This window comes from Moraxella canis, assembly GCF_002014965.1.
In the GTDB taxonomy this organism is placed as follows: domain Bacteria; phylum Pseudomonadota; class Gammaproteobacteria; order Pseudomonadales; family Moraxellaceae; genus Moraxella; species Moraxella canis.
The window spans coordinates 221038-245438 of the sequence record NZ_MUXT01000001.1 but is presented as its reverse complement, the minus strand read 5'-3'; the positions used below and the strand labels follow the sequence as shown (position 1 = coordinate 245438).

The 24401-nt window shown below is 46.8% G+C and carries 19 protein-coding genes and 2 tRNA genes; 12 read left to right on the top strand and 9 right to left on the bottom strand.

Features of this window, described 5'->3' with window-relative positions; genetic code table 11:
- Positions 1-259: 259 nt before the first annotated feature.
- Together hemB and B0180_RS01085 are read right to left on the bottom strand one after the other, a co-directional pair.
- Complete coding sequence (gene hemB / locus B0180_RS01090) at positions 260-1258, bottom strand: porphobilinogen synthase (protein WP_078255278.1); 999 nt, start codon at positions 1256-1258, stop codon at positions 260-262.
- A 64-nt stretch (positions 1259-1322) separates the two neighbouring features.
- Positions 1323-1808: an MCR_0457 family protein gene (locus B0180_RS01085; RefSeq protein WP_233424886.1), complete on the bottom strand. Its 486-nt coding sequence runs from the start codon at positions 1806-1808 to the stop codon at positions 1323-1325.
- 297 nt (positions 1809-2105) lie between these two features.
- Here B0180_RS01085 and ruvB point away from each other — a divergent pair, with 297 nt between their 5' ends.
- A complete protein-coding gene (gene ruvB / locus B0180_RS01080) occupies positions 2106-3095 on the top strand; it encodes a Holliday junction branch migration DNA helicase RuvB (RefSeq protein WP_078255276.1) in 990 nt (329 codons plus the stop codon).
- Between the two features lie 105 nt (positions 3096-3200).
- On the opposite strand, the gene B0180_RS01075 is transcribed toward ruvB, so the two are convergent.
- On the bottom strand, positions 3201-4484 hold the full coding sequence (locus B0180_RS01075; RefSeq protein WP_078255275.1) for an acetyl-CoA C-acetyltransferase: 1284 nt from the start codon (positions 4482-4484) through the stop codon (positions 3201-3203).
- A gap of 328 nt (positions 4485-4812) precedes the next feature.
- Between B0180_RS01075 and B0180_RS01070 the strand changes: the two genes are divergently transcribed.
- The 4 genes from B0180_RS01070 to hpt all read left to right on the top strand — a co-directional run bounded on the left by B0180_RS01070 (position 4813) and on the right by hpt (position 9134).
- Positions 4813-6180: a 3-oxoacyl-ACP reductase gene (locus B0180_RS01070; protein WP_078255274.1), complete on the top strand. Its 1368-nt coding sequence runs from the start codon at positions 4813-4815 to the stop codon at positions 6178-6180.
- A gap of 96 nt (positions 6181-6276) precedes the next feature.
- Positions 6277-7173, top strand: coding sequence for a MaoC family dehydratase (locus B0180_RS01065; protein ID WP_078255273.1), 897 nt, complete (start codon positions 6277-6279; stop codon positions 7171-7173).
- A 76-nt stretch (positions 7174-7249) separates the two neighbouring features.
- The gene (locus tag B0180_RS01060) at positions 7250-8509 is read left to right on the top strand and encodes a serine hydrolase domain-containing protein (RefSeq protein WP_078255272.1); all 1260 of its coding nucleotides are present in this window, start codon (positions 7250-7252) and stop codon (positions 8507-8509) included.
- A gap of 88 nt (positions 8510-8597) precedes the next feature.
- Positions 8598-9134 (top strand): hypoxanthine phosphoribosyltransferase, encoded by a 537-nt coding sequence (gene hpt, locus B0180_RS01055; RefSeq protein WP_078255271.1) that lies wholly within the window; start codon positions 8598-8600, stop codon positions 9132-9134.
- Positions 9135-9234: 100 nt separating this feature from the next.
- Here the strand turns inward: hpt and B0180_RS01050 are convergent, their stop codons facing one another.
- Positions 9235-9411: a hypothetical protein gene (locus B0180_RS01050; protein ID WP_233424885.1), complete on the bottom strand. Its 177-nt coding sequence runs from the start codon at positions 9409-9411 to the stop codon at positions 9235-9237.
- Here B0180_RS01050 and B0180_RS01045 point away from each other — a divergent pair.
- Positions 9410-10489 (top strand): phosphoribosyltransferase, encoded by a 1080-nt coding sequence (locus B0180_RS01045; RefSeq protein WP_233424884.1) that lies wholly within the window; start codon positions 9410-9412, stop codon positions 10487-10489. The genes B0180_RS01050 and B0180_RS01045 overlap by 2 nt on opposite strands.
- A 247-nt stretch (positions 10490-10736) precedes the next feature.
- Here B0180_RS01045 and ilvD read toward each other — a convergent pair whose 3' ends face one another.
- Positions 10737-12635, bottom strand: coding sequence for a dihydroxy-acid dehydratase (gene ilvD, locus B0180_RS01040; RefSeq protein WP_078255270.1), 1899 nt, complete (start codon positions 12633-12635; stop codon positions 10737-10739).
- A 570-nt stretch (positions 12636-13205) separates the two neighbouring features.
- On the opposite strand from ilvD, the gene B0180_RS01035 reads away from it, so the two are divergent.
- Both B0180_RS01035 and B0180_RS01030 read left to right on the top strand, forming a co-directional pair.
- Positions 13206-14909, top strand: a complete 1704-nt coding sequence (locus B0180_RS01035) for a BCCT family transporter (protein ID WP_078255269.1) — start codon at positions 13206-13208, stop codon at positions 14907-14909.
- Positions 14910-15045: 136 nt separating this feature from the next.
- The gene (locus tag B0180_RS01030) at positions 15046-16287 is read left to right on the top strand and encodes an AI-2E family transporter (protein ID WP_078255268.1); all 1242 of its coding nucleotides are present in this window, start codon (positions 15046-15048) and stop codon (positions 16285-16287) included.
- Between the two features lie 4 nt (positions 16288-16291).
- On the opposite strand, the gene B0180_RS01025 is transcribed toward B0180_RS01030, so the two are convergent.
- Positions 16292-16936, bottom strand: a complete 645-nt coding sequence (locus tag B0180_RS01025; RefSeq protein WP_078255267.1) for a hypothetical protein — start codon at positions 16934-16936, stop codon at positions 16292-16294.
- A gap of 116 nt (positions 16937-17052) precedes the next feature.
- Here B0180_RS01025 and B0180_RS01020 point away from each other — a divergent pair, with 116 nt between their 5' ends.
- Positions 17053-17478, top strand: coding sequence for an HIT family protein (locus B0180_RS01020; RefSeq protein WP_078255266.1), 426 nt, complete (start codon positions 17053-17055; stop codon positions 17476-17478).
- Between the two features lie 51 nt (positions 17479-17529).
- Here the strand turns inward: B0180_RS01020 and B0180_RS01015 are convergent, their stop codons facing one another.
- Positions 17530-18303, bottom strand: a complete 774-nt coding sequence (locus tag B0180_RS01015; protein ID WP_078255265.1) for a ferredoxin--NADP reductase — start codon at positions 18301-18303, stop codon at positions 17530-17532.
- Between the two features lie 147 nt (positions 18304-18450).
- On the opposite strand from B0180_RS01015, the gene tsaA reads away from it, so the two are divergent.
- Positions 18451-19176 (top strand): tRNA (N6-threonylcarbamoyladenosine(37)-N6)-methyltransferase TrmO, encoded by a 726-nt coding sequence (gene tsaA / locus B0180_RS01010; RefSeq protein ID WP_078255264.1) that lies wholly within the window; start codon positions 18451-18453, stop codon positions 19174-19176.
- Between the two features lie 101 nt (positions 19177-19277).
- Here tsaA and B0180_RS01005 read toward each other — a convergent pair.
- Together B0180_RS01005 and B0180_RS01000 are read right to left on the bottom strand one after the other, a co-directional pair.
- Positions 19278-19364, bottom strand: a tRNA-Leu gene (locus B0180_RS01005).
- A gap of 9 nt (positions 19365-19373) precedes the next feature.
- Positions 19374-19447: transfer RNA gene (locus tag B0180_RS01000), tRNA-Cys, on the bottom strand.
- A gap of 364 nt (positions 19448-19811) precedes the next feature.
- Between B0180_RS01000 and B0180_RS00990 the strand changes: the two genes are divergently transcribed.
- The gene (locus B0180_RS00990) at positions 19812-21227 is read left to right on the top strand and encodes an efflux RND transporter periplasmic adaptor subunit (RefSeq protein WP_078255444.1); all 1416 of its coding nucleotides are present in this window, start codon (positions 19812-19814) and stop codon (positions 21225-21227) included.
- 13 nt (positions 21228-21240) lie between these two features.
- On the top strand, positions 21241-24396 hold the full coding sequence (locus tag B0180_RS00985) for an efflux RND transporter permease subunit (protein ID WP_078255263.1): 3156 nt from the start codon (positions 21241-21243) through the stop codon (positions 24394-24396).
- Positions 24397-24401: the final 5 nt, after the last annotated feature.

Sequence of the window (24401 nt, the reverse complement as noted above, 5' to 3'; positions counted from 1 at the left end):
ATCATAATTGGGTCAATTTGGCGGATTTGATTGGCGTTAGCAGTTGCCATTCTCGCCGCCAAATATCACGATTGCTTGGTAAATTTTAGTTATTCTAGCATGATTTTTGGACTTGCGGTAGGCGAAACCCAGCCGATTACATGAAAAATTTTCAGGTGATATCAAACTTATCTTTTGCATACTGATTATGAATAAATTGCATATAAATAAAAATCGCTTCAGTGGCGCTGAAGCGATTTTAAGATCATATTGGGTGAGATCAGTCAGTTAGCATACGGGCGGCATCGAGCGCAAAATATGTCAAAATGCCGTCGCAGCCAGCACGGCGAAAGCCTATCAGACTTTCTAAGATGACCGCATCGGTAAGCCAGCCATTTTGGATGGCTGCCATATGCATGGCGTACTCACCTGAGACTTGATAGGCATAAGTCGGTACACCAAAGGTATCTTTGACTTCGCGGACGACATCCAAATACGGCTGTCCTGGTTTGACCATCACCATGTCCGCGCCTTCTTGGATGTCTAGCGCGACTTCGTGTAGGGCTTCTGCACGATTGGCAGGATCCATCTGGTATTGTTTTTTATGACCTTTTAAATTCCCTGATGAACCGACGGCATCACGAAATGGTCCATAATATGCCGAAGCATATTTGGCAGAGTACGCCATGATGGCAGTATTGACATAGCCGCCATCTTCTAGCGCCCGTCTCATCGCTTTGATGCGTCCATCCATCATATCACTGGGAGAGATGATGTCGGCGCCGGCCTGTGCGTGTGCTAAGGTCTGCTTAACCAACGCTTCGGTGGTGATATCATTAATGACATAGCCTGACTCATCGATGATGCCGTCTTGACCATGTGTGGTATAAGGATCAAGCGCAACATCCGTCATCACGATCATCTGTGGCACCGCGTCTTTGATGGCGCGCACCGCACGCACAGCGAGAGTGTCAGCGTGATAGGCATCTTGACCATCGACAGTTTTTAGCTTAGGGTCAATGACAGGAAAAATATCAATCATGCGCACGCCAGCAGCATACAAATCACGCACATAATCAATCAACAAATCAATCGAGTAGCGATAGACATTGGGCATACTGCCAATGGGCTGCTTTTGGCTCATGCCTTCGATGACAAAGACAGGCGCTATCAGATGACAAGGCGCCAGATGCGTCTCACGCACCATCTCACGAATGCCATCAGAGACGCGTAGTCGGCGCAGGCGAGTATGGGGAAATTGACGATTAAAAGTATACATAAAAGCCCTCAAATCTTAGCGTGTTTTGGTGATTATATCAAATTAAGAACAGTGGGGCGACTTCTTAAGCAGACGCAGCGAACTCATAACAAAGCGCTCGATTTTCACTGGCGGGAAAACTGGCTGTCCAGGCACGCACATTATGCAAAACCATGCGATACTCACGCTGAGTGCTCAGCTGTCTTAAGCTTTGGTAAGGATCGGCTGACCGCGGCATAAAAATGCGCAGCTGTCTGTCATAGGCACGATTAAAATTGGCTTTTTGGCGAGCATTGAGCACAGGTGGGCAAATCTCGGAGAGAACTTGAATCAATGCCAACTCATACTGTGTCGCTGTCAGATAAATCTCTTGAGTGCTGACGGCTTGAGGACTTGAGATGCGCTGATAGCGAGGCGTGGTATTATTTGCCGACGCAGCAGCGCACACACCCAAACTTAGCATCACAAAGAGCATCATCCCAAGTCTATGAGCACTACTTTGAACGCAGCTCAAAAACAAACGATCGTTATCTCGTAGCGCTGCGACCTCAAGCCGAGGCGTTATCGTCATAAGAGGGGCTTTAAAAAGCACTTTCATTATCAAATCAATCAATTTTGGGCTGGCTTATGATAAGTGCCTATGATAAGTTTTTTTAGTAAAAAAATCCCACACAATATGTATGTGTATTGTAGCATATCGCCCGATCTGGTAACACATTGGCAAAAGTTGGGGAGATTTCTTTCGCTTGATGCGCTTATTTTTCAATTTTTTGATAAAAATGCCTGATTTTTGACATTTTGGTGGATCGGTTTTGGATAAGGATTTGTGCTAAAATAGGCTTTTATATTCTCATTTAAAATAAAAATTATGTTAGAAAATCGCTTAATTGACCCAAATGCCAAAAAAGACGACGCCGCCGACCGAGCCATTCGTCCTGGCAGCTTGGATGAATACATCGGACAGCCCAAAGTGCGTGAGCAGATGCAGGTCTTTATTCCTGCTGCCAGAGCGCGCGGAGAGGCGCTGGATCATACGCTGATTTTTGGTCCGCCAGGCTTGGGTAAGACCACTTTGGCAAATATCATCGCGCGCGAGATGGGTGGTAATTTGCGCTCAACTTCAGGACCTGTGCTTGAGCGAGCAGGGGATTTGGCGGCGATCTTAACCAATCTTGAGGCGGGCGATGTACTGTTTATTGATGAGATTCATCGGCTCAGCCCTGTGATTGAGGAGATATTATACCCTGCGATGGAGGATTATCAGCTGGATATTATGATCGGTGAGGGTCCTGCTGCTCGATCGATTAAGCTGGATTTGCCGCCCTTTACTTTGGTGGCTGCCACCACACGCGCAGGGCTTTTGTCGGCACCTTTATTTGACCGCTTTGGAATTGTCCAAAGACTTGAATTTTATAATGTTGAGGATTTGACCACGATCGTCAAGCGTTCAGCCAGACTGTTGGGGGTTTTGATGGATGACGGTGGGGCGTTAGAAGTGGCGCATCGCAGTCGGGGGACGCCGCGCATTGCCAATCGCTTGCTAAGACGCGTGCGCGACTATGCTGAGATCAAGGGTAATGGTGTGGCGACGGCAGATATTGCTTCTGCGGCACTGGATATGTTGGCTGTGGATAAGCAAGGGCTAGATCAGCTGGATCGCCGTTATTTGGCGGTGCTGTCCCAAAGATTTCATGGCGGTCCTGCAGGCGTGGAGGCTCTGGCGGCGGCGATGGCTGAGGATCGCGGAACGCTTGAGGATGTGATTGAGCCATATTTGTTGCAGCAAGGCTATATCCAGCGCACCAGTAAAGGGCGGATTATCTCAGACAAGGTGGCGCAGATGGATGTGCTTGAGTAAGATTGTTTAAAATCGCTATGAAATCATGGTTTATTAGATCAATTTTTTATCAATAAACCCCCATTATCCAGTAAGATAATGGGGGTTTATCTGAATATTAATCAATCATCTTTCTAAGATACACACGACGCCTTGACCGCCAGCAGCACAGATAGAGATCAGCGCTCTGCCTGAGCCTTTTTGAGCCAGTAGTTTGGCGGCAGTTACTAAGATGCGTCCACCTGTCGCTGCAAATGGATGACCTGCCGCTAAGCTTGAGCCATTGACATTGAGCTTGCTGCGATCGATGCTGCCCAGTGGCGCATCTAAGCCTAAGCGAGTTTTACAGAAAGTCTCATCTTCCCAAGCGGCTAGAGTTGACAGCACTTGAGAGGCAAAGGCTTCATGGATTTCATAAAAATCAAAATCTTGCAAAGTCAAACCTGCACGTGCCAACATCTTAGGCACTGCATAAGCAGGTGCCATCAATAGACCTTCGGTCAAACCTTCTTTACCGATAAAGTCCACTGCCGCTGTTTGCTGATGAGTGATATAAGCAAGCGGCTCATAGCCATGTTCTTTTGCCCATGCTTCATTTGATAGCAGTACCGCAGAGGCGCCATCGGTCAGTGGCGTAGAGTTGCCCGCGGTCATGGTTGGGTTGGCGTTTTTCTTGCCGAAGGCAGGTTTTAGGGTTGCTAATTTTTCAAGTGTGGTATCAGGACGCAGATTGTTATCTTTGGTCAAGCCTTTGTATGGTGTGATCAAATCATCAAAAAAGCCTGATTCGTATGCGCGCGCCAAGTTTTGATGGCTTTTATAGGCAAGTTCATCTTGATCAGCGCGGCTAATGTTCCACTCAAGGGCGGTGATGGCTTGATGCTCACCCATCGATAAACGAGTGCGCGGCTCACCATTTTGAGGAAAAGCTAATAAATCTTTTGGATTGATTGTGCTGATTGCAGATAAGCGTTGTTTGGCAGTTTTGGCATTACCTAAGCGAAGTAGCGGCTTACGCAGACCATCACCCAGCTCAATCGGTGCATCAGATGTGGTATCGGTACCCCCTGCAATGCCGCTGTCGATCAGACCAAGCGCGATTTTATTCGCCACCGCAAACGCTGCTTGTAGTCCAGTGCCACACGCCTGAGACAGATCGTAGGCAGGCGTCGTCGCAGGCAGATCGGTATTAAGTACCGCTTCACGAGTGAGGTTTAGGTCTCGGCTGTGCTTAAGCACAGTACCTGCCACGACTTCACCAATTTCTTTACCTGCCAAATCAAAACGCGCGACCAAACCATCTAAAGCAGCGGTCAGCATGTCTGTGTTACTGGCATCAGCATATACGCCATTACTGCGTGCAAAAGGAATGCGATTACCGCCCAAAACGGCAACTTTATTTAAGCTCATAAAATATCCTTAATATCGTTAATAAAAATGAAAAGCCGAATCATATCGAAGCTTGAGCAATTCATGGCTTAGCTTAGCATTATTAGCGCGCCCTGTGGGAAATTTTCGGGTTTTAATTACAAATTATTATACAAAAAATATTTTGTATAACCAAATATAAATAAATGGCAGTTTTTGAGTATTAAGTTTGTACCGATTTCTTCAAATTCATGATTTTATGGTACAATAAATTGTCATATTTCATCGTTTCGTTACGCTGTGAGCACAATGTGCCACCGTGACTAAGCGATGAAATCATTCATTAAACATTAAAATTAGGAGTCTGCTGATGAGCGATCGTTATGGAGAATTGGTTCAATCACCTTTAGGTAAAAAAGTTGCCAAAAATTTAGGCTTGCCGATGCCGATGAAGCTTGACCGTTATGAATCAGGTCAGCCTGTGGTGCGCGGCGAAGTTGCCTTGGGTGTCGCAAGCGGTGAAGATACGGCTGTGCAGAGTGCATTGGCTGAGATTTTGGGTGGTTATGAAGCCAAAGTCAATACCGATGCCACTTTCACCAACCTAAAAACCACTTCGCTCAGCGATCGCCTAAAAGATGACAATGCTCGTTTTAAGGTGGCGATCTTTGATGCAACCAACATCAAAAGCACTGATGAGCTTAAGCAAGTGTATGATTTTTTTCATCCGATCGCTCGCCGTATCAAGGCGTCGGGCAGAGTCCTTGTGATTGCGCGTCCTGACTGCTGCACAGGTGATGACATTGGCTTTAGCTTGGCGCAGCGTGCGGTGCTTGGCTTTGTCAAATCTATCGCCAAAGAATTTAAGCGTGGTATCACTGCACAAGTGATTTATGTGCAAAAGGGCGCTGAAAGCGAGCTTGCCCATACGCTTGAATTTTTTATGTCAGCCAAATCTGCCTATGTCTCAGGTCAGCCGATTTATTTGACTAAAGCTGTAGCCAAGACTGGGGAGTCTCTTCAAGGCAAAAAAATCCTAGTCACAGGCGCAAGCCGTGGCATCGGTCAGGCGATCGCAGAGGTGCTGGCTCGTGATGGCGCCAAGGTGTACTGCCTAGATGTGCCTGCCAGTCTCGCCAATCTACAAAAAGTCGCAGGTCAGATTGGTGGTCATGCGCTGCCGCTGGACATCACAGCTGAAGATGCCGGTGAGCAGATCGTGCGTGCTTGCGGTGTGCTTGATGGCGTGGTGCATAATGCCGGTGTTACTCGTGATAAAACGTTGGCTAAGATGACCGAAGATAAATGGAATTTGGTCATGAACATCAACTTAGGCGCCATTCACCGCGTGAATGATTATTTGATTAATCACAATGGGCTGAGTGACGCTGCACGTATCGTGTGCGTATCGTCCATTTCAGGCATCGCCGGCAACTTGGGTCAGTCAAATTATGCCATGAGTAAAGCAGGCGTTATTGGTCTGGTTGAGGCGACTGCCAAGGTATTTGAAGACTCAGCACGCACCATCAATGCGGTGGCGCCTGGCTTTATTGAGACCAAAATGACAGGTCAAATCCCATTTGCCATCCGTGAAGCAGGTCGCCGCATGAACTCCATGAGCCAAGGCGGTGAGCCTGTGGATGTGGCAGAAACCATCGCTTGGCTATTGTCACCTAAGGCTGGCGGTCTTAATGGCAATGTGGTGCGTGTCTGTGGTCAAAGCGTACTTGGCGCCTAACCTGCCTTACGAGCTTGGTATTGGAGGGTGTTGACCATCCAATGCCTTGCTAATTTATCATTTATTCAGCCATTATAGGTCATGAAGGAAAAAATTATGTCGGACAAACATTTTAGCGAATTGCCAAAAATGCACACGACCTACGCCAATGTCATCAAAAGCTTACTGCCGTCTTCGGACACCAAGGCAAAAGATCTGCCAAGCTCAGTCTATACAGTGGATAAGCTTGCCATTGATCAAAATAACTTGCGCGACTATCGTAAGATTTGTGGCTTTTTGGATGATGGGCGTGTGCCAGCGACTTATTTTGCAGTGCTGTCACAAACGTTGCAAATGAACATGATGGCAAAGCCAGATTTTCCTTTTGCCATGCTTGGACTGGTGCATGTCGAAAACAGCGTCACTCAGCATCGTGTGATTTTTGATACAGAAACGGTGCGTCTGTCAGTGCGCTTGGATAATTTGCGTGCGCATGATAAAGGGCAGCAGTTTGATTTTGTGACGACTGTCTGGGTGGATGAAGAAATGGTTTGGGAAGGCGTATCCACTTACCTATCTCGTCAAAAAAAATCCAAAGAGCAAAGACAAGCTGCCAAGCCAGAGACTGCTAAGCCTGTTTTTTCAAAGCCTGCCAAATCGGATGAGGGGCTGTTTTTGGCGATCAATGTTGAAGAGGATATCGGTCGTAGATACGCCTTTGTCTCTGGTGATTTTAACTTGATTCACTTACACCCTCTGTCGGCGCGTGCTTTTGGCTTCCCCAAGGCGATCGCTCATGGTATGTGGACTAAGGCGCGCTCACTGGCCGCCATGAGTCGCCATTTTGAGCTGCCTGCAGCATATCGCGTGGATGTGTCATTTAAATTGCCTGTATTTTTGCCATCAAAAATTGAGCTGATGACCGATACGCCTGATGAGCTTGGCATCGAATTTGGGCTATATGCCAAAGACAGCGAAAAAGTGCACTTGGTGGGCACGCTTGCCTATTTATGATGAGTGATTCATCTAAGCGCTTGATTTATATTCATTTAAGCGCTTTGGTTCATAAAAATTGATATCTATCACAGCTATGCTTGAACAAGACTTTACACAGGTACTAAAGGCACTACAGTTTGATGATGCGCCTGCTGGTGGGGCATTGGTCATTTATAAAGATGATCAAGAGGTGGTTAATACTGCCACGGGGCTTGCATTGCCAGAGTTGCCATGGTCATCGCAAACTTTATCGGTGAATTTCTCGATCGGTAAAGGGGTGCTGGCAACTTTGGTTGCCGCGCTTGTCCATCAAGGTCTGTTGAATTATGAAACCCCTGTGAGCGATTATTGGCAAGAGTTTGCCCAAAATGGTAAGAAGGATATTCGCCTTAAGCAAATTTTATCGCATACCGCAGGGTTATTTGATATCAGCTCAGTGACGACGGATGCTGATGTACTGCTTGATTGGGATGGGATGCTAGAGCGCATCGCAGCCATGCCTACGAAAGTTCCTAAGTCGCAAGAGGAGCACCAGTATGTTAGTGCTTATAGTGCGCTGGTCTCAGGCTGGGTGCTTGGTGGGCTAATCGAACGCGTCACCGGCATGACACTCAATGAAGCGCTGAATGAGTATTTGGCTCAGCCCTTAGGCGTGGTTGGCGAGCTGTATTTTGGTGTGGATGATGCTTTGGTTCATCAAATTGCCAAACCTGAGCGCTATTTTTATGAACAGCCCAGCAAAAACTCCCCTCGCCGTAAGCCTGTTCTGAAGCCTGACAGTGATCAAGTCCTAAACACTTTGGCAAACCTACCAACCAGTCATTTATGGCGTGAGGCATTGGGCGATAAGCCGATCAGCACTGCCAATATCAATCGCTTATATTTTGATACGGCTTACATGAACCTTGCTAATTATAAAAATGCACTCATGCCAAATGCCAAAGATGGGCTAGAGTACCATCGCCGTGATGTGCTGACAGCCACCGTGCCTGCCGCAAATGGCGTCTCAACTGCCAATGCTTTGGCGCGCATCTATGCCATGCACGCAGCTGATGGCGTCTGGCAAGGGCGCACGATCATTGGAGCGGATACATTATCCAAAATGCGCACAATCCAGACAGATGGCTATGACGCGGTCATGCCGGCAAATATGCGCTGGCGGATGGGATTTCATCGAGTATTTAGCTTGCAGGATGTTCCAGAGGGCTATGGTCATATGGGCTATAATGGCTCGGTTGCTTTTTGTGATCCCAGTCGCCGTTTGGCATTTGTGTTTATCCATAATTTTGATACTACCATGCTCAATGATGTGCGACAATTTGCATTATCTGAGATGGCTTTGGCAAATCTATGAATAAAAAGCCTGCAGTAGTCTTTGGATGACTTGACACAATCGGCAGTCTTTTATTAAATTATTTTAATTATTGTTATCAGGAGTCGTCATGAACGAACCACGTCAATTAAATGTCATGATTTCAAGCGAAGAAATCGCCGCCAAGGTCAGAGAGCTGGGCGCACAGATCAACGCGCGCTATGCAGGTAGCGACAAAGAGCTGGTATTGGTCGGTCTGTTGCGCGGTTCGGTAATTTTTATGGCGGATTTGTGCCGTGAGATTGATAAGTTGCACGAAATTGACTTTATGACCGTTTCAAGCTATATCAATAAGACCACCGTATCTAGCGGCGATGTCAAGATTATCAAAGATTTGGACAGCGAGATTAAGGGTAAAGATGTGCTGATCGTTGAGGATATCATCGATTCAGGACGCACTTTATCAAAAGTGGTTGAGATCCTACAAACGCGCGAGCCGAACTCTATTGAAATCTGCACCTTGGTAAGTAAGCCATCGCGCCGCGAGATTCCGATGGCGGTGAGTTTCTGCGGCTTTGAGGTTGAAGATCGTTTTATTGTGGGCTATGGTCTGGATTATGATCAAAAATACCGCCACTTACCATTTATCGGTGAAATTGGGCTGTAAATCAGTAAAAGCGCATTTAAAAACCAAAACCATCTTAATTTAAGATGGTTTTTTATTGATCAGCGTGTGGTGGTCGGCATGATCAGGGCATTGACGGTTTCTAGCATGCAGGGTCTGAGCGAGTGCAGCACGATTTTTGGGCAACTTCAGCGCGCGCATTTGGATCAATGGCAGCTGTGCTAAGCTCAGTCAGGCTGACCGCTTCAGGTGCTTTATCAGCGACGCAGCCACATGTGGTCTCTGAAATCTTGGCTTGAGATTCTGAAGACAATTTCATGCCCCTAGATACGGCTGTATATCCGCCTTATCATTTTAATTGTCGCACAAGCTTTGAGATTGTCTATGATAGCTATCAAGCGCCTAAGCAGCGCGCCAGCATGGACGGTGTTGTTGAAAATCAAAGCTATTATGAATGGCTCAAATCACAGCCAAACAATTATCAAGATGAGGTGCTGGGCAGAAGCCGAGCAAGGCTATTTCGTGACGGTGGATTAAGTATCGAGCGATTTCGTGCCCTACAACTTGATCGTAATTTTACGCCATTAACCTTAGGTGAGATGGCAGTATTAGAGCCAACAGCTTTTGATAAGGCATTTGGTGCTGTGATAAAATTAGACAATATCAAAGATGGAGTGCTTACTGTGAAAAGAGCTGATTGGGGGGATTTGCCCAATGTGATGATTGCCCACACCAAAGACACCATCACAACGCACAAACATTATCAAAAAGCCAAATCTGGGGAATTAAGCTCAGCATTGTTTTTGGTTGATGAATACTTAACAGATGATTTTGTACTAAAATTACACCATACAATTAAAGGTTATGATAATGTACGTATTGTGCCTGTTCATGCCGAAGAACAGCTAGGACGAAACAAAATCCCTATGGCTTATGCCTTAGCTTTATCAGAAATGCTTGGTGTGGATATGGATTTAGATATTGTACAAGCTAAGCGTGCTTATCGCACATCATCTGATGGCGTGGGCAGACTCTTAAAACGTGTCAGTTTTGATGGTGTTGTATTAAGTGGCCATCATTATGTGATTGTTGATGATGTGATTACCCAAGGTGGCACATTGGCGGATTTGCGTGGCTTTATTGAGAGCAAGGGTGGCAAAGTAATTTTAGCCAGCACCTTGAATGGTAAACCCAATTCTGCTAAACTGCCTATTACCAAAGCCACGCTTGGACAGCTTCGCAAACAAGCAGGCAAAGAAATTGAACAATGGTGGCAGGAGCAATTTGGCTATGATTTCTCACAATTTACCGAATCAGAAGCAAGATACCTTGCAAAACAAATTCACAGATATGGCATTGACGCCATCAGAGATACACTCTTTGCGTCAAGACCTTAAAGATGCTTATAAGCAAGGCAAAGGCTTTTTTAAGGAGCGTGCTAGGCGGCTGCAGAGCACTTATACGAGCCAAGATAAAATCCTTGCGCCAAAGCAAAGTTGATGTTTATCATCATCCTTCATCTAAAGAAACGTATCTTAACACGGATAGACGCCGACAAAAAAGGTCACACCTAAAAATAAAACCAAATCCAGTCAGGATTTGGTTTTATTGAGTCATTCCTGTAGTGATTAAATGCTTGAATGCTTATTCTACTTGACTGACATCACGCACCGCACCAGTGTCTGCACTGGTCGCCATCGCGGCATAGGCGCGCAGCGCTTGAGAGACATAGCGCTCACGATTCACAGGTTTCCATGCGTTTTTACCTTTGGCAATCATGGCGCTGCGGCGCTCGGCAAGCACATCATCAGAGACATCCAAGTGAATGCGGCGATTTGGGATGTCGATATGAATGGTGTCAAACTCTTCGACCAAGCCAATCGCGCCCCCTTCGGCGGCTTCAGGGCTGGCGTGCCCGATGGATAAGCCTGAGGTGCCGCCTGAGAATCGACCGTCGGTCAAAAGCGCACAGGCTTTGCCAAGACCTTTTGATTTAAGATAAGAAGTTGGGTAGAGCATCTCTTGCATACCAGGTCCGCCTTTTGGACCTTCATAGCGGATGATCACAATATCCCCTGCGACGATTTGATCGGCTAAGATGGCTTCGACAGCCGAGTCTTGGCTTTCAAACACTCTGGCGCGACCAGTGAAAGTCAAAATGCTTTCATCAACACCTGCAGTCTTGACCACGCAGCCGCGTTCAGCGATATTACCGAATAATACCGCCAAACCGCCGTCCTGAGAATAGGCGTGCTCTTTTGAGCGGATGCATCCTGATTCTCGGTTTAGGTCAAGATTGCCCCAAACTTTATTTTGGCTAAAGGCTTCGGTGGTGCGTACACCACCAGGCGCAGCGATGTAGCGTTCGCGCGCTTCTGTATTATCAGGATTCATTACATCCCAGCGCGCCAGTGCCGCTGCCATGGTGGGGGCATGGACAGTTGGCACAGAGGTGTCCAAAAGATTGGCTCTGTCAAGTTCTGCTAAAATGCCCATCACGCCGCCTGCACGGTGCACATCTTCCATGTGGTATTTTTGGGTCGCAGGCGCGACTTTTGATAGGCAGGGCACTGATCGAGACAGGCGGTCAATGTCCGCCATCTTAAAGTCCACGCCTGCTTCACTGGCTGCTGCCAAAAGGTGTAAGATCGTGTTGGTCGAGCCGCCCATCGCGATGTCTAAGCTCATGGCGTTTTCAAAGGCGGCTTTGGTGGCGATGCTTCTTGGCAGTACTGAGCTGTCATCGTTATCATAATAGCGCTTGGTGATCTCAACGATCATTCGACCTGCTTCTAAGAATAAGTCCTTGCGCTTGGCGTGCGTCGCTAATAACGAACCGTTACCAGGCAAAGATAAGCCTAGCGCTTCGGTTAGGCAGTTCATTGAGTTGGCAGTAAACATGCCCGAACACGACCCACAGGTTGGGCAGGCAGAGCGCTCCACATGTGCCACATCTTCATCGCTGATCAGATCATCTGCCGCATCGATCATCGCATCGACCAAGTCAAGTTTGCGTACTTTTTGACCAGAGTCGTTGGTGATGGTTTCGTGTGCCATGTGACCATCTTTGGTTTCGCCAGCGAGTACCTTGCCAGCTTCCATCGGACCGCCAGACACAAAGATGGTGGGGATATTTAGACGCATCGCTGCCATCAACATGCCTGGGGTAATTTTATCGCAGTTTGAGATACAGACCAATGCGTCCGCACAATGGGCATTGACCATATATTCAACACTATCAGCAATCAAATCACGGCTTGGCAGCGAATACAGCATGCCGCCATGTCCCATCGCAATCCCATCATCAACAGCGATGGTATTAAATTCCTTGGCAACACCGCCTGCCGCTTCGATCTCACGGGCGACCATTTGCCCCAGGTCTTTTAGATGCACATGACCTGGCACAAACTGCGTAAATGAGTTGGCGATGGCGATAATCGGCTTGTCAAAATCGCCATCGGTCATGCCTGTGGCGCGCCACAGCGCACGCGCACCTGCCATATTACGACCTGCGGTAGAAGTTTTTGAGCGATAAATTGGCATAACAATTCCTTATCTGATGGCTTTGAGCTGCCTGGTGACAGAGTTTGCCCGAGTTAGGCTTGACTTGCACGAGGCAGCTTTTTGTTTGGCTAATTGTTGCTATTTTAGCACTTTTTATAGCCAAAAACCTGTTTGATTTTTTGTAATACACATAAATATTAGTTATCGATCATTGATCAAATGGCTAATTTTGGCTGATTAATCAGATTTTATCATAAAATTACAAAAGCCAAACACACCCACTAAACTTAAAAAACTGTAATAAAAACAAAATTTTATTCACCTATTTGAGTAATAATTGAGCAAAGATCGCTCAAAACTTGGGCAAGGATGTCTCTGCAGATTTGCAATAAAGCATCATTCTTGTTAGGCTTATGCCTGCAACGGATTGATATTTAATCGTATTTTGTCATTTAAAAAAGTTTGGATCAGATTTAAAAGCTTAAAAGTGTTCAAATAACGCAGGCTTATTATGCCACTTGTGTTTGTGTGACTTGTCATTTATCAACTAAAAATCAAACCAAGCGATTGAATGGATTTCATTAAAATTTTACGAAAATTGAGGGATTTATGAGTGCATCACAGCCACCTTCTCATCAAACGAGTCATAAAAATGACACGCAAATCATGAATGAAGGTGTGAAGATCAGCCGATTTGGTATTTTTCCGAAGGTCAGCGTGCCTGTCTTTGCCGTTTCTGCCTTTTTGGTCATAGCGTTTATGTTATACGGCACGATATTCAGTGAGCAAGCAGGGCAAGTATTTGGGCAAATGCAACAATTCATCGGTCAAAAGTTTGGCTTTGGGCTGGTAATTTTGATGAATATTGCTTTGGTGTTTTGCGTGTATTTGGCATTGAGTCGTTATGGAGATATTCGGCTTGGGCATCAAACCGAGGTGCCTGAATACAGTTTTGGCTCATGGATTGGGATGCTGTTTTCGGCAGGGATTGGGATTGGGCTTTTATATTGGGGTACCGCAGAGCCTTTATATCATTTTGCTGCTCCGCCTAGAGCTGAGCCTGAGACGGTAGAGGCAGCCGTTGAAGCCATGCAAATTTCATTTTTGCATTGGGGGTTGCATGCGTGGGCGGTATATGCAGTGGTGGCGTTATCTTTGGCGTATTTTCATTATCGCCGTGGATTGCCCTTGTCTGTGCGCTCGGTGCTGTTTCCGCTGATTGGTAAGCGTATTTATGGCGGCTGGGGACATACGGTCGATATTTTGGCGGTATTTGGGACGATGTTTGGCGTCGTGACTTCTTTGGGTCTTGGCGTGATGCAGCTTGAGACAGGTTTGGCGCAGCTATGGGGCATCACACCAAGTCTTACGCTAAAACTTGGGCTGATCGCAGGGATTACGGTGTGTGCGGCGCTGTCAGTGATGGCAGGGCTTGATAAGGGCGTAAAACGATTAAGCGATATTACCATTTTAGCAACATTAGTGATGCTTGCTTTTATGATCTTGGCAGGTCCGACACAGTTTATTTTTGATAGCTTTGTTGAAAATATTGGTAATTATACAGGCAATCTGATCACGCTTGGGCTTTGGAATGAAGCTTATGTTGATACAGATTGGCAATCGGCTTGGACGATCTTTTATTGGGCGTGGTGGGTGAGTTGGTCGCCATTTGTGGGGATTTTTATTGCCCGTATCTCTCGGGGTCGGACGATTCGTGAGTTTTTATTTGGGGTGCTGTTTGTGCCGATGCTGCTGTTGTTTTTATGGTTCACAACCTTTGGCGGCGTGGCGATTCATATGGAGCTATCAGGGTCATATGGGTTTGTTGAAGCAGTTCAGGCTGATTATGGCAGTGCCATTTTTAGACTCATTGAGCACTATCCATTCACCAAAGGCTTGATCGTTGTGATCATGATAATGATTGTGCTATGGTTTGTGACATCGGCAGACAGCGCAAGCTTGGTGGTGGATACGCTAACCGCTGGCGGTGAGACCGACCCACCAAAAATCCAGCGACTGTTTTGGGTGACTTCAGAAGGCATGATTGCCGCCATTTTGTTGGCGGCTGGTGGACTTGGTGCACTACAAGCGGCAGCGATCGTGGCAGGCTTGCCATTTGCCTTTGTGGTCTTTGTGATGATGTATTGTTTATGGCGTGGCTTGGGTCGTGATCGTTTGACGCTGTACCGTAATAGTCAGTGGTACATCACCGAAGAGTCAGCTGAGCATAACTCTCAAAATGAGATGATCGATGAGCATCTGCTCAAAGGACCGCTGCCACTGCCTGAGTCGGATGAATCTACTCAGCCATAGCCAGCTTGACCGCCATACAGACGGCTTGATGAAGGTGTCACGCCGTCTTTTTAATGTCGATAAATGATGGTATGATGAACACAATTTTAAAGATTGATAAAAACTTTGGTTAAGATTTGAGTTTGATGGCAAAGATATGAATATACAAGCGCAAAAGTCGTTTATTTTTATGGTGGTGGCAGTCGTCTTATTGCTGCTGAGCTTTTATTATCTGGTGCATGTTTGGCTGATTATTTTTGCGTCGATTTTGACGGCAGTTTTTTTGCTGAGCTTGGTTGAGTATTTGACTAAGCTGCCTTGGATGGGTAAGCATCTTAAAAAACTGCCACATGGCATTTTATTGACAGTTGTTATCTTGGGACTGATGGTGGTCTTTGCAGGATTTATTGCTTTATTTGGGCATGAATTGGCGCTTCAGCTAGAAAATTTAAAGCAGTTGGTGCCGCAGGCATTTGAGTACATGCACCAATACTTACAAAGTTACCCTGCCATTTATGAATGGCTCGCCAATCAAGACTGGGCGCGCGAATTAAGACATGATCCGCAGCTGTTTTTAGCAAGATTCAGTGATGGTGCGATGGCGCATTTGCCAAGCTATTTGGGCGGTATGGTCAGTGGTATGGGTACTTTTGTGGTAATCATGATTATTGGGCTGTTTTTGGCGATCTCGCCGTCGATTTATCGTCGCAGTTTTGTGGCGATGGTGCCCAAAGATAGTCGCGATAAAGCAGAATATTTGCTTGATCGCAGTTATCGCTCAATGCAGCAGTGGCTATTGGGTCAATTGGTCGTGATGGCATTTGTTGGCGTAACCACAGGTGTGGCGCTTTGGCTGATGGGTATTCCATTTGCGTTGGCGCTTGGGTTTATTGCGTTTTTGCTGGATTTTGTGCCGGTGCTTGGTCCTTGGCTGTCGGCGGTGCCCATTATGCTGCTAACTTTGATTGTTGCGCCTGACATGCTGTTGTGGGTGGGGGTTATGATTGTTGTGGTGCAGCAGCTAGAAAGCTATGTGATCGCCCCAATTGTCCAAAATCGCATGGTTGATTTGCCGCCGGTGGCGCTGCTATTATCGCAAGTGATTATGGGATCTATTACAGGCATTTTGGGCATTGCGTTGGCGGCGCCTTTAATGGTCATGGCGATCGTATGGGTGCAGGTGGTTTATATTAAATTTGCCTTGGGGGATTATGCGGTGCGTATCTTGGATCAAAATGAAGATCAGATGCGAGCTGACCCTTTTGGAGATTGGGAAACTTATCAAAAAAAGCAAAGTATCGAAGAAAATCCGTCGCTTAAACGCCGACTTCAGCTATTGCGCCAAAGAAAACAAGGTCGGATCGCTCAAGCGGTAGAACCCAAAAAGACTGATGAATAAGCCGTCAAATGGCGCTTGCTGTTACTTTTTCGATGATTGCTTGATGCAGATAATCCAAAGCATCTGGATCCGTATTTTTCAGCGTATTGATTGCATGAGTCGTGGCAAGCGCATGGCTATTTGGTAAACGGACATAGCTGCCGTGCGCCTCAATGACCAGCCTGTCGTCCTCAAGATCGACACTGACAAGATGGTGGGCTGGATTTTTGAACAAAACATTGACATTGCCCGCCAGCTGCCAGCGTTCGGCTTCTTGCTTGATGAGCGTCTGTTTATCGCCATAGACAGCTTGATGGGATTTTGCGGTATTGGTGAAATTCACATGGACTGCCAAAGACAGCGCATCACAAGCGATCACCGCCGTACCACCAAGCTTAATGTGCCAAGGCGCAGCAATGCTCTTGGGTGGCAGACCAAGCAGAGTGATGGCCTCGTCAGTGGTCATGGGCGTATTTAGATGTTTTAGCAGCTGCGGCGTTAAAGGCGTGCTGGCTTTTAGATCATCATCTAATTGATCATAGTGTGCCAAAAACATCTGCGGCAAATCATGGATGACTTCTAACGTGCCAAGCTTAACATTATGAACACGAAATGAGTAGCTGGCATCAAAAAGAACTTCTTGGAGGATGAGTGTATCGGCAGTATCCATGTGGGCGCATCAATTTAAAATCCATACTATAGCATAAATTCACAATAATATCCGAGTATTTCATCAGCCAAGCTGTGCTAAAATGAGCCATCACACCAACAAATAAGGAGTATCTGATGACAACGCATTATGACGACGCCAATATTTTTGCCAAGATTCTAGCAGGGGACATCCCTTGTCATAAGGTATATGAAGATGATCGGACATTGGCGTTTATGGACATCATGCCAGTTGCCAAAGGGCATGTGTTAGTGATTCCAAAATATCCTGCCACAGAGCTGTCTGATCTGCCCTTAGAGTACGCCCAAGCGGTCATCGCCACCGCCCAAAAAGTCATCAAAGCCCAACGGCAAGTTCTACAAACACAAGGCATCACTCAGATGCAGCTCAACCACGCCAAAGCAGGGCAGTCGGTATTTCATTATCACATGCACCTTGTGCCAGCGCATTTTAGCGCCTTTGCTAAGCATGAGTCGACATCTGCTGATCAAGATGAGCTGGCGCAATTAGCCGCACAATTCTCCAAAGCGATTGATGAGTAAAAAATAAAAGCCAAATCACTCGGATTTGGCTTTTGTTTGGATGACGGCTGATTAACCAACAAACGCACGCTCAACCACATAATCAGCAGGCTCGCCCATGCGCGGTGAGACTGTCAAGCCAAAGCCATCTAAAATGGCGGCAGTATCGGCATTCATCGCCATGCTGCCACAAATCATCACGCGGTCGTCGTCTTTGTTCATCGGTGGCAAGCCAATATCTTCAAACAGCTTCCCTGATTTCATCAAATCAGTCACGCGTCCAGTGTTGTGAAACTCATCGCGGGTGACAGTCGGATAATAAATGAATTTTTCGCGAACCCATTCGCCAAAAATTTCATCATTAGGCAGCTCGTTTTCAAAGAAATCACGATAAGCCAAATCATCAACATGGCGTACACCATGTACCAAAATGACCTTCTCAAAACGCTCATACACTTCAGGATCGCGGCACAGTGATAAAAACGGCGCAAGCCCTGTACCTGTGGCAAGCATGTACAGATGTTTGCCTGGCAATAAGTCATCAAGCACCAAAGTACCCGTTGGCTTTTTGCTGATCAGTAGTTCATCACCGACTTTGATGTGCTGCAGGCGAGAGGTTAGTGGACCATCGGGCACTTTGATTGAGAAAAACTCAAGCTCTTCTGCCCAATTTGGGCTGGCAATCGAGTAAGCACGCGCCAAGGGTCTGCCATCAACCATAATGCCAATCATGGCAAATTCACCATTACGAAAGCGCAAGCTGTCACCGCGCGTGGTTTTGATGGTAAATAGGCTGTCATTCCAGTGATGCACATAAGTAACGGTTTCTGTGATAAACTTTGACATAGCATTCTCTGATTTTCGTGTCGGCAGACGGACGACTGCTGACAAATGAAGTTATTTTTTGCGTATAATAACGAGTTTTACCCCATGATTTTAGGGTAATTTTGGAATAAGTGCCGTTCATTTTAGCATAAACGAGAAAAATTCTCTATGACTATGATAAATTTACCCATCATTGGCTACCATCGCTCTCCACTGACCCAAAAATTTGGCGCGCCCAGACAGCCCAATCTGGTGAATGTCTCAAGTCGGATTGAATTTGTGCCACCCTATGATCAGGTCGCCGCTTTTGAGGGTATGGAAAATTACAGCCATCTTTGGGTCATTTGGCAGTTTCATCATAACCGCGCTCAGGCTAATTTTCGACCACAGGTCAGACCGCCGCGATTTGGGGGGAATGCTAAGATGGGTGTCTTTGCCACGCGTAGTATGTATCGCCCATCTGCCTTGGGGCTGTCGGTGGTGCGCCTTGAGCGTATCGAGCGAATTGATCATAAGGTCGTGCTGCACCTCCTTGGGGCGGATATGGTGGATGGCACGCCAATTTTGGATATCAAGCCGTATCTGACCTTTTCAGACTGTATCCATGATGCGATCAGCACTCACATAGACACACCGTCCACGCGCGAAGTTATCATAGATGCCAAGGCTAGGCAGGCATTTGATGGATTGATTCTACAAGAGATGCTAGATGAGGCGGATGTTCAAATCATTCAAAGTCTCATCGCTCAAGACCCAAGACCTGCTTATCGCCAAGGGGAAGTTGGTACATCTTTTGCTTTACGCTACGATGGCGTAGATGTCGATTTTTTGATGGATGAAACAGGCAGGCTGATCATCGCAGGCGTGCGTTTGATTAAGCGTGATGCGTCTTAAATTTATCATGCACAGATCACTCACCAAGATAACAAAAAACCGCTGAAACCTGATTGGGTTTAGCGGTTAGTTGCTGACTTTGGCAATGCCAAAGCTAATGATGGTGCCCGAGGCCGGACTCGAACCGGCACACTCGTAAGAGCGAGGGATTTTAAATCCCTTGTGTCTACCAATTTCACCACTCGGGCAAGAATACTTGGAGGCTGGAGTCGGAATCGAACCGGCGTACACGGAGTTGCAGTCCGCTGCATGACCACTCTGCCATCCAGCCATTTAAGTCCTGCTATCTTACCAAAAAATTTTAAAATTACAAGCAAAATTTTCAAAAATTTTTAAAAATCTGCCAAGTGTGCATAGCTGCTCATAAAAAAGCACAAATTGCAAGACGCAAATTTGACAACTTACCCAAAAATATCTCAAAAAAATCTCAATGTTTTGAAGTCAAAATCAGCTATAATAAGAAATTTAGTCCTTTTGCATTTATGCTTAAATACAAGGCAAATCCTAGTCAAAGACATGGTGGTTTTAAGGGTTTGCTTGATTTTGTGTTTGAGGGAATTTTGCAGTTATCGCAGTGATAAATGCCAAGTCAGCAAATCCATAAAATTATTCATTCAGTTTTAAAGTGGGTTATCATGAAATTAAATCTAAGAGCAGCTCTGATCATTGGGCTGATGACCAGTGTGGGCGTGATGACGGCGTGCAGTAAGCAGGACGATGCCGGCGCGCAGCAACAAATGCCAAATCCGACGGTAGATGTGCAGACCATCACGCTTGAAACTGTGCCAGTGATCCAAAGCTTTGCAGGGCGTGTTGCCGCCATTGAGACCTCGGAAGTTCGTCCGCAGGTGACAGGTATTGTTGATGAAGTATTGTTCCGCGAAGGCAGTATGGTGCGGGCAGGACAGCCTTTATATCGGATTAATGTCGATAGCTATACCAGCCAAGTGCAGGCAGGTGAAGCAGCCGTCCAAAACGCCGAGGCAGCTGTCGGCAATGCACAAGCCACGCGAGCATCAGCCCAAGCCAATCTAGCCGCCCAAGAAGCCAATTTGGCGCAGGCGCGGGCAGATGTGATGCGACTTGAGAGCTTATTGGATGTGGAGGCAATCTCTCGCCAATCTTTTGATCAAGCAGTGACTGCCATGCGCACCGCTGAAGCCAATGTGTCGGCTGCCAGAGCCGCGGTTGCACAGGCAGACGCCAACATTCAAAGCGCCACTGCGTCCGTGCAAAGTGCGCGCGCCAATTTAAACGCCAGTCAGTTGGATGCCGGTCGTACCATCGTGAAGGCGCCCATCAGTGGCGTAACAGGCATCTCAGCGGTGACAGCAGGTGCGCTCGTGTCTGCCAATCAGCCAACGCCACTGGTGACGATCAATCGCCTAGATGAAGTGTATGTAGACATTAGCCAATCTTCAACCGAAATGCTAAGATTGCGTGAGCAGATAGAATCTGGTCAAGCAGGTCAAGGCAGTGCAGAGGTTCAGCTGGTGCTTGAAGATGGTCAAACTTATCCCATCCTAGGACGGTTACTGCTTGCTAATGCACAAGTGGATGCAGCCACAGGCAGTATGACTTTGCGTGCTGTGTTCCCAAATCCTGAGGGCAAGCTTGTGCCGGGTATGTTTGTTAATGCTCGATTAATCCAAACGGTCGTTCATCAAGCTGCCTTATTGCCCCAGTCGGCTGTCACGCGCACGCCAAAAGGCGAAACCCAAGTTTATATCGTCAATGCAGACAATAAGATCGAGATTCGTACGGTAACGACAGCAGGCACTTATCATGGTAATTGGATTGTGACAGGTGGTATCAATTCTGGTGACCGTGTTGTGATTATTGGTGGTGCCAAAGTCAAGCCAGACCAAGAGGTCAACGTGCGAGAACTGCCGGCTGCTAGCAGTGAAGCAAATGCTAACGGTGCGCCGCCTTCTGAGCCAAGCGCTGCTAACGCCAATGTGCCGATGGCAAGACCACAAAGCGATGCGACCGCCTCTGAGCCATCCGCCGAAGAACAAGCAGCGATGAATGCTGCTGATGAAACCCAGTAAATAAAGGTATATTATGTCTCGTTTTTTTATACATAGACCGATTTTTGCTTGGGTGATTGCAATTCTCATCATGCTAGTCGGTGTTTTGGCAATTAATGGTTTACCAATTGAACAATATCCAAAAATTGCGCCGCCTCAAGTGACGGTGCGCGCCATCTATCCAGGTGCTGATGCTGAAACGGTCGAAAACTCGGTCACTCAGGTCATCGAGCAGCAGATGAAAGGGATTGATGGATTGATGTATATGTCATCAAATTCATCAGCCACAGGGTCTGCTTCTGTGACGTTGACATTTGAAAATGATACCGATCCAGACACCGCTCAAGTACAAGTCCAAAATAAGCTACAGTCCGCCATGAGCTCGCTGCCTGAGACGGTGCAGCGTATGGGCGTGAATGTCGAAAAATCCGCCAGTGACTTTTTGATGGTAGCAGCTTTTGTGTCTGAAGATGGCAGTATGGATCAGTCGGACATTGCTGATTATGTTGCAACGAATATTGTCGATCCCCTAAGCCGTGTGGAAGGTGTTGGCGGCACCAATGTGTTTGGCTCGTCTTATGCCATGCGTATTTGGCTCGATCCTGCCAAATTGCATGCCTATCATTTGATGCCATCGGATATCTCATCTGCCATCCGATCCCAAAACGTCCAGGTGTCGGCAGGGCAGTTAGGTACTTTGCCCACCAATACGGATCGTGCGGTGATTAACGCCACTGTCAGTGTGCAAAGCTATATGCAAACGCCGGAGCAGTTTGAAGATATCTTATTAAAAACAGATACATCAGGCGCTCAAGTACGCATCAAAGATGTGGCTCGGGTTGAGCTTGGCAGTGAAAATTATCAATTTAGAACCCAGTATAATGGTCAAGCAGCATCTGGCTTGGCTGTCATGCTTGCGCCGGGCGCTAATGCGCTTGAAGTGCGTGAAGCTGTGGGCGTGCGCTTAGATGAGCTGTCACAAGGCTTCCCGCCAGGGCTAAAAATGGTCGTGCCTTATGACACGACGCCATTTGTTAGGCTGTCAATCACACAAGTAGTGCATACGCTGTTAGAAGCGGTGGTGCTGGTTTTCTTGGTGATGTTCTTATTTTTACAAAATTGGCGAGCGACGATTATCCCGACATTGGCAGTGCCAGTGGTGATTTTGGGGACTTTTGCTGTGCTGTCGGTGCTTGGTTATAGTATTAATATCTTAACCATGTTTGCGATGGTGCTTGCCATTGGTCTATTGGTGGACGATGCGATCATTGTGGTTGAAAACGTTGAGCGGATTTTGGAAGAAAATCCTGCCATCTCGGTGATGGATGCCACCATTCAGTCGATGAATGAAATTAGTAAAGTTGTCATTGGTATTGCGCTGATTTTATCGGTGGTCTTTGTACCGATGATTTTCTTTGGCGGGTCATCAGGCGTGATTTATCGACAGTTTGCGGTGACTTTGATTACCAGTATGACACTGTCTGCATTCATTGCGCTTGTCTTTACGCCAGCTTTGTGTGTGACCATTTTAAAGCGTCAAGCACATAAAGACATTGACACCCAAACTGGATTTTTTGGTTGGTTTAACCGCTTTTTTTATAAAACCAGTCGCCGTTATGAAAACTTTGTTGGCAAAACTTATGCCTCTAAATTGGTATATTTGGCGGTGTATGCTGGCATTGTGGCGGTCATGGCATTTGTCTTTATGCGTCTGCCAAGCTCATTTGTGCCTGAAGAAGATCAAGGCTCGGTCATGACTTTGGTGCAGCTGCCAGCAGGTTCAACGCTAGATAAGACCAATAGCGTGATGGATAAGCTTGCCAATTATTATCATGATAAAGAAGTGGATAACATCGAGTCGGTGTTTACGATTTCTGGATTTAGCTTTATGGGCAGTGGTCAAAATGCTGGGATGGCATTTATCAAGCTCAAAGATTGGGATGAGCGAAAAGGTGGTGAGAACACCGCTCAGAGTATCGCGCGCCGAGCGATGGCGATGAATATGATGATCCCAGAAGCAAGCTTGATTTTCCCGATGGCGCCACCGCCAATCCAAGGTTTTGGTAATGCCAGCGGCTTTGATCTACAATTAAAAGATGTCGGCGGCGTCGGTCATGAAACCTTGCTAGATGCGCGTAATCAGCTGATGGGTATGGCGATGCAAAATCCAGCGATCGCTTCGATTCGTCCAGGTGGTCAAGAAGACGCACCTAAGCTAAAAGTTGATATCAATCAAGCGCAAGCGGCAGCTTATGGCGTACCCCTGGCGACGATCAATAACACCATCGCACAGGCGTGGGGCGGCAGTTATGTCAATGACTTTATTGACCGCGGACGCATCAAAAAAGTCTATATCCAAGGTGAGGCGGACAGCCGCGTGGTGCCTGAGGACATCAATCGATGGTATGTGCGTAATCAATCTGGCGAGATGGTGAGCTTTGGTGCTTTTTCTAGCAGCAAATGGGAATATGGTAGCCCAAGCTTGGCGCGCTATAATGGCGTCTCTTCGATGGCGCTGACAGGCGCAGCTGCTCCAGGTCTGAGCACAGGCGATGCCATGGAGGCGATGGCACAAATGGCATCACAGCTGCCTGCTGGTATTGATTTTGAGTGGACGGGATTGTCGCTTGAACAACAAAAATCAGGTGGTCAAGCACCGATGCTGTATGCTTTATCGATTTTGGTCGTTTTCTTGTGCTTAGCGGCACTATACGAAAGCTGGTCTGTGCCTTTTGCGGTGATTTTGGTCATTCCTTTGGGCGTGATTGGTGCTTTATTGCTCACCAAAATCCATGGTCTTGCCAATGATGTGTACTTGCAAGTAGCATTATTGACCGTAGTGGGTCTGTCGGCAAAAAATGCCATCTTGATTATTGAATTTGCCAAAGAAATCCAAGAATCTGGTAAAACTCTCAAAGAGTCGGTCATGATGGCGGCGCGTATGCGTTTGCGCCCAATTATCATGACCTCACTTGCTTTTGGTATGGGTGTTGTGCCGCTATATATTGCCACAGGCGCAGGTTCAGGCAGTCAAAACGCTGTCGGTACAGGGGTTTTGGGCGGAGTATTGACATCGACGTTCTTGGGAATATTCTTTATCCCAATGTTTTACGTCTGGGTGCGTACGCTCTTTCCCTACAAGCCAAAAGCTCAGCCTGTGACTGATGCTGAACCTCATGAACATGTTTAAGGATG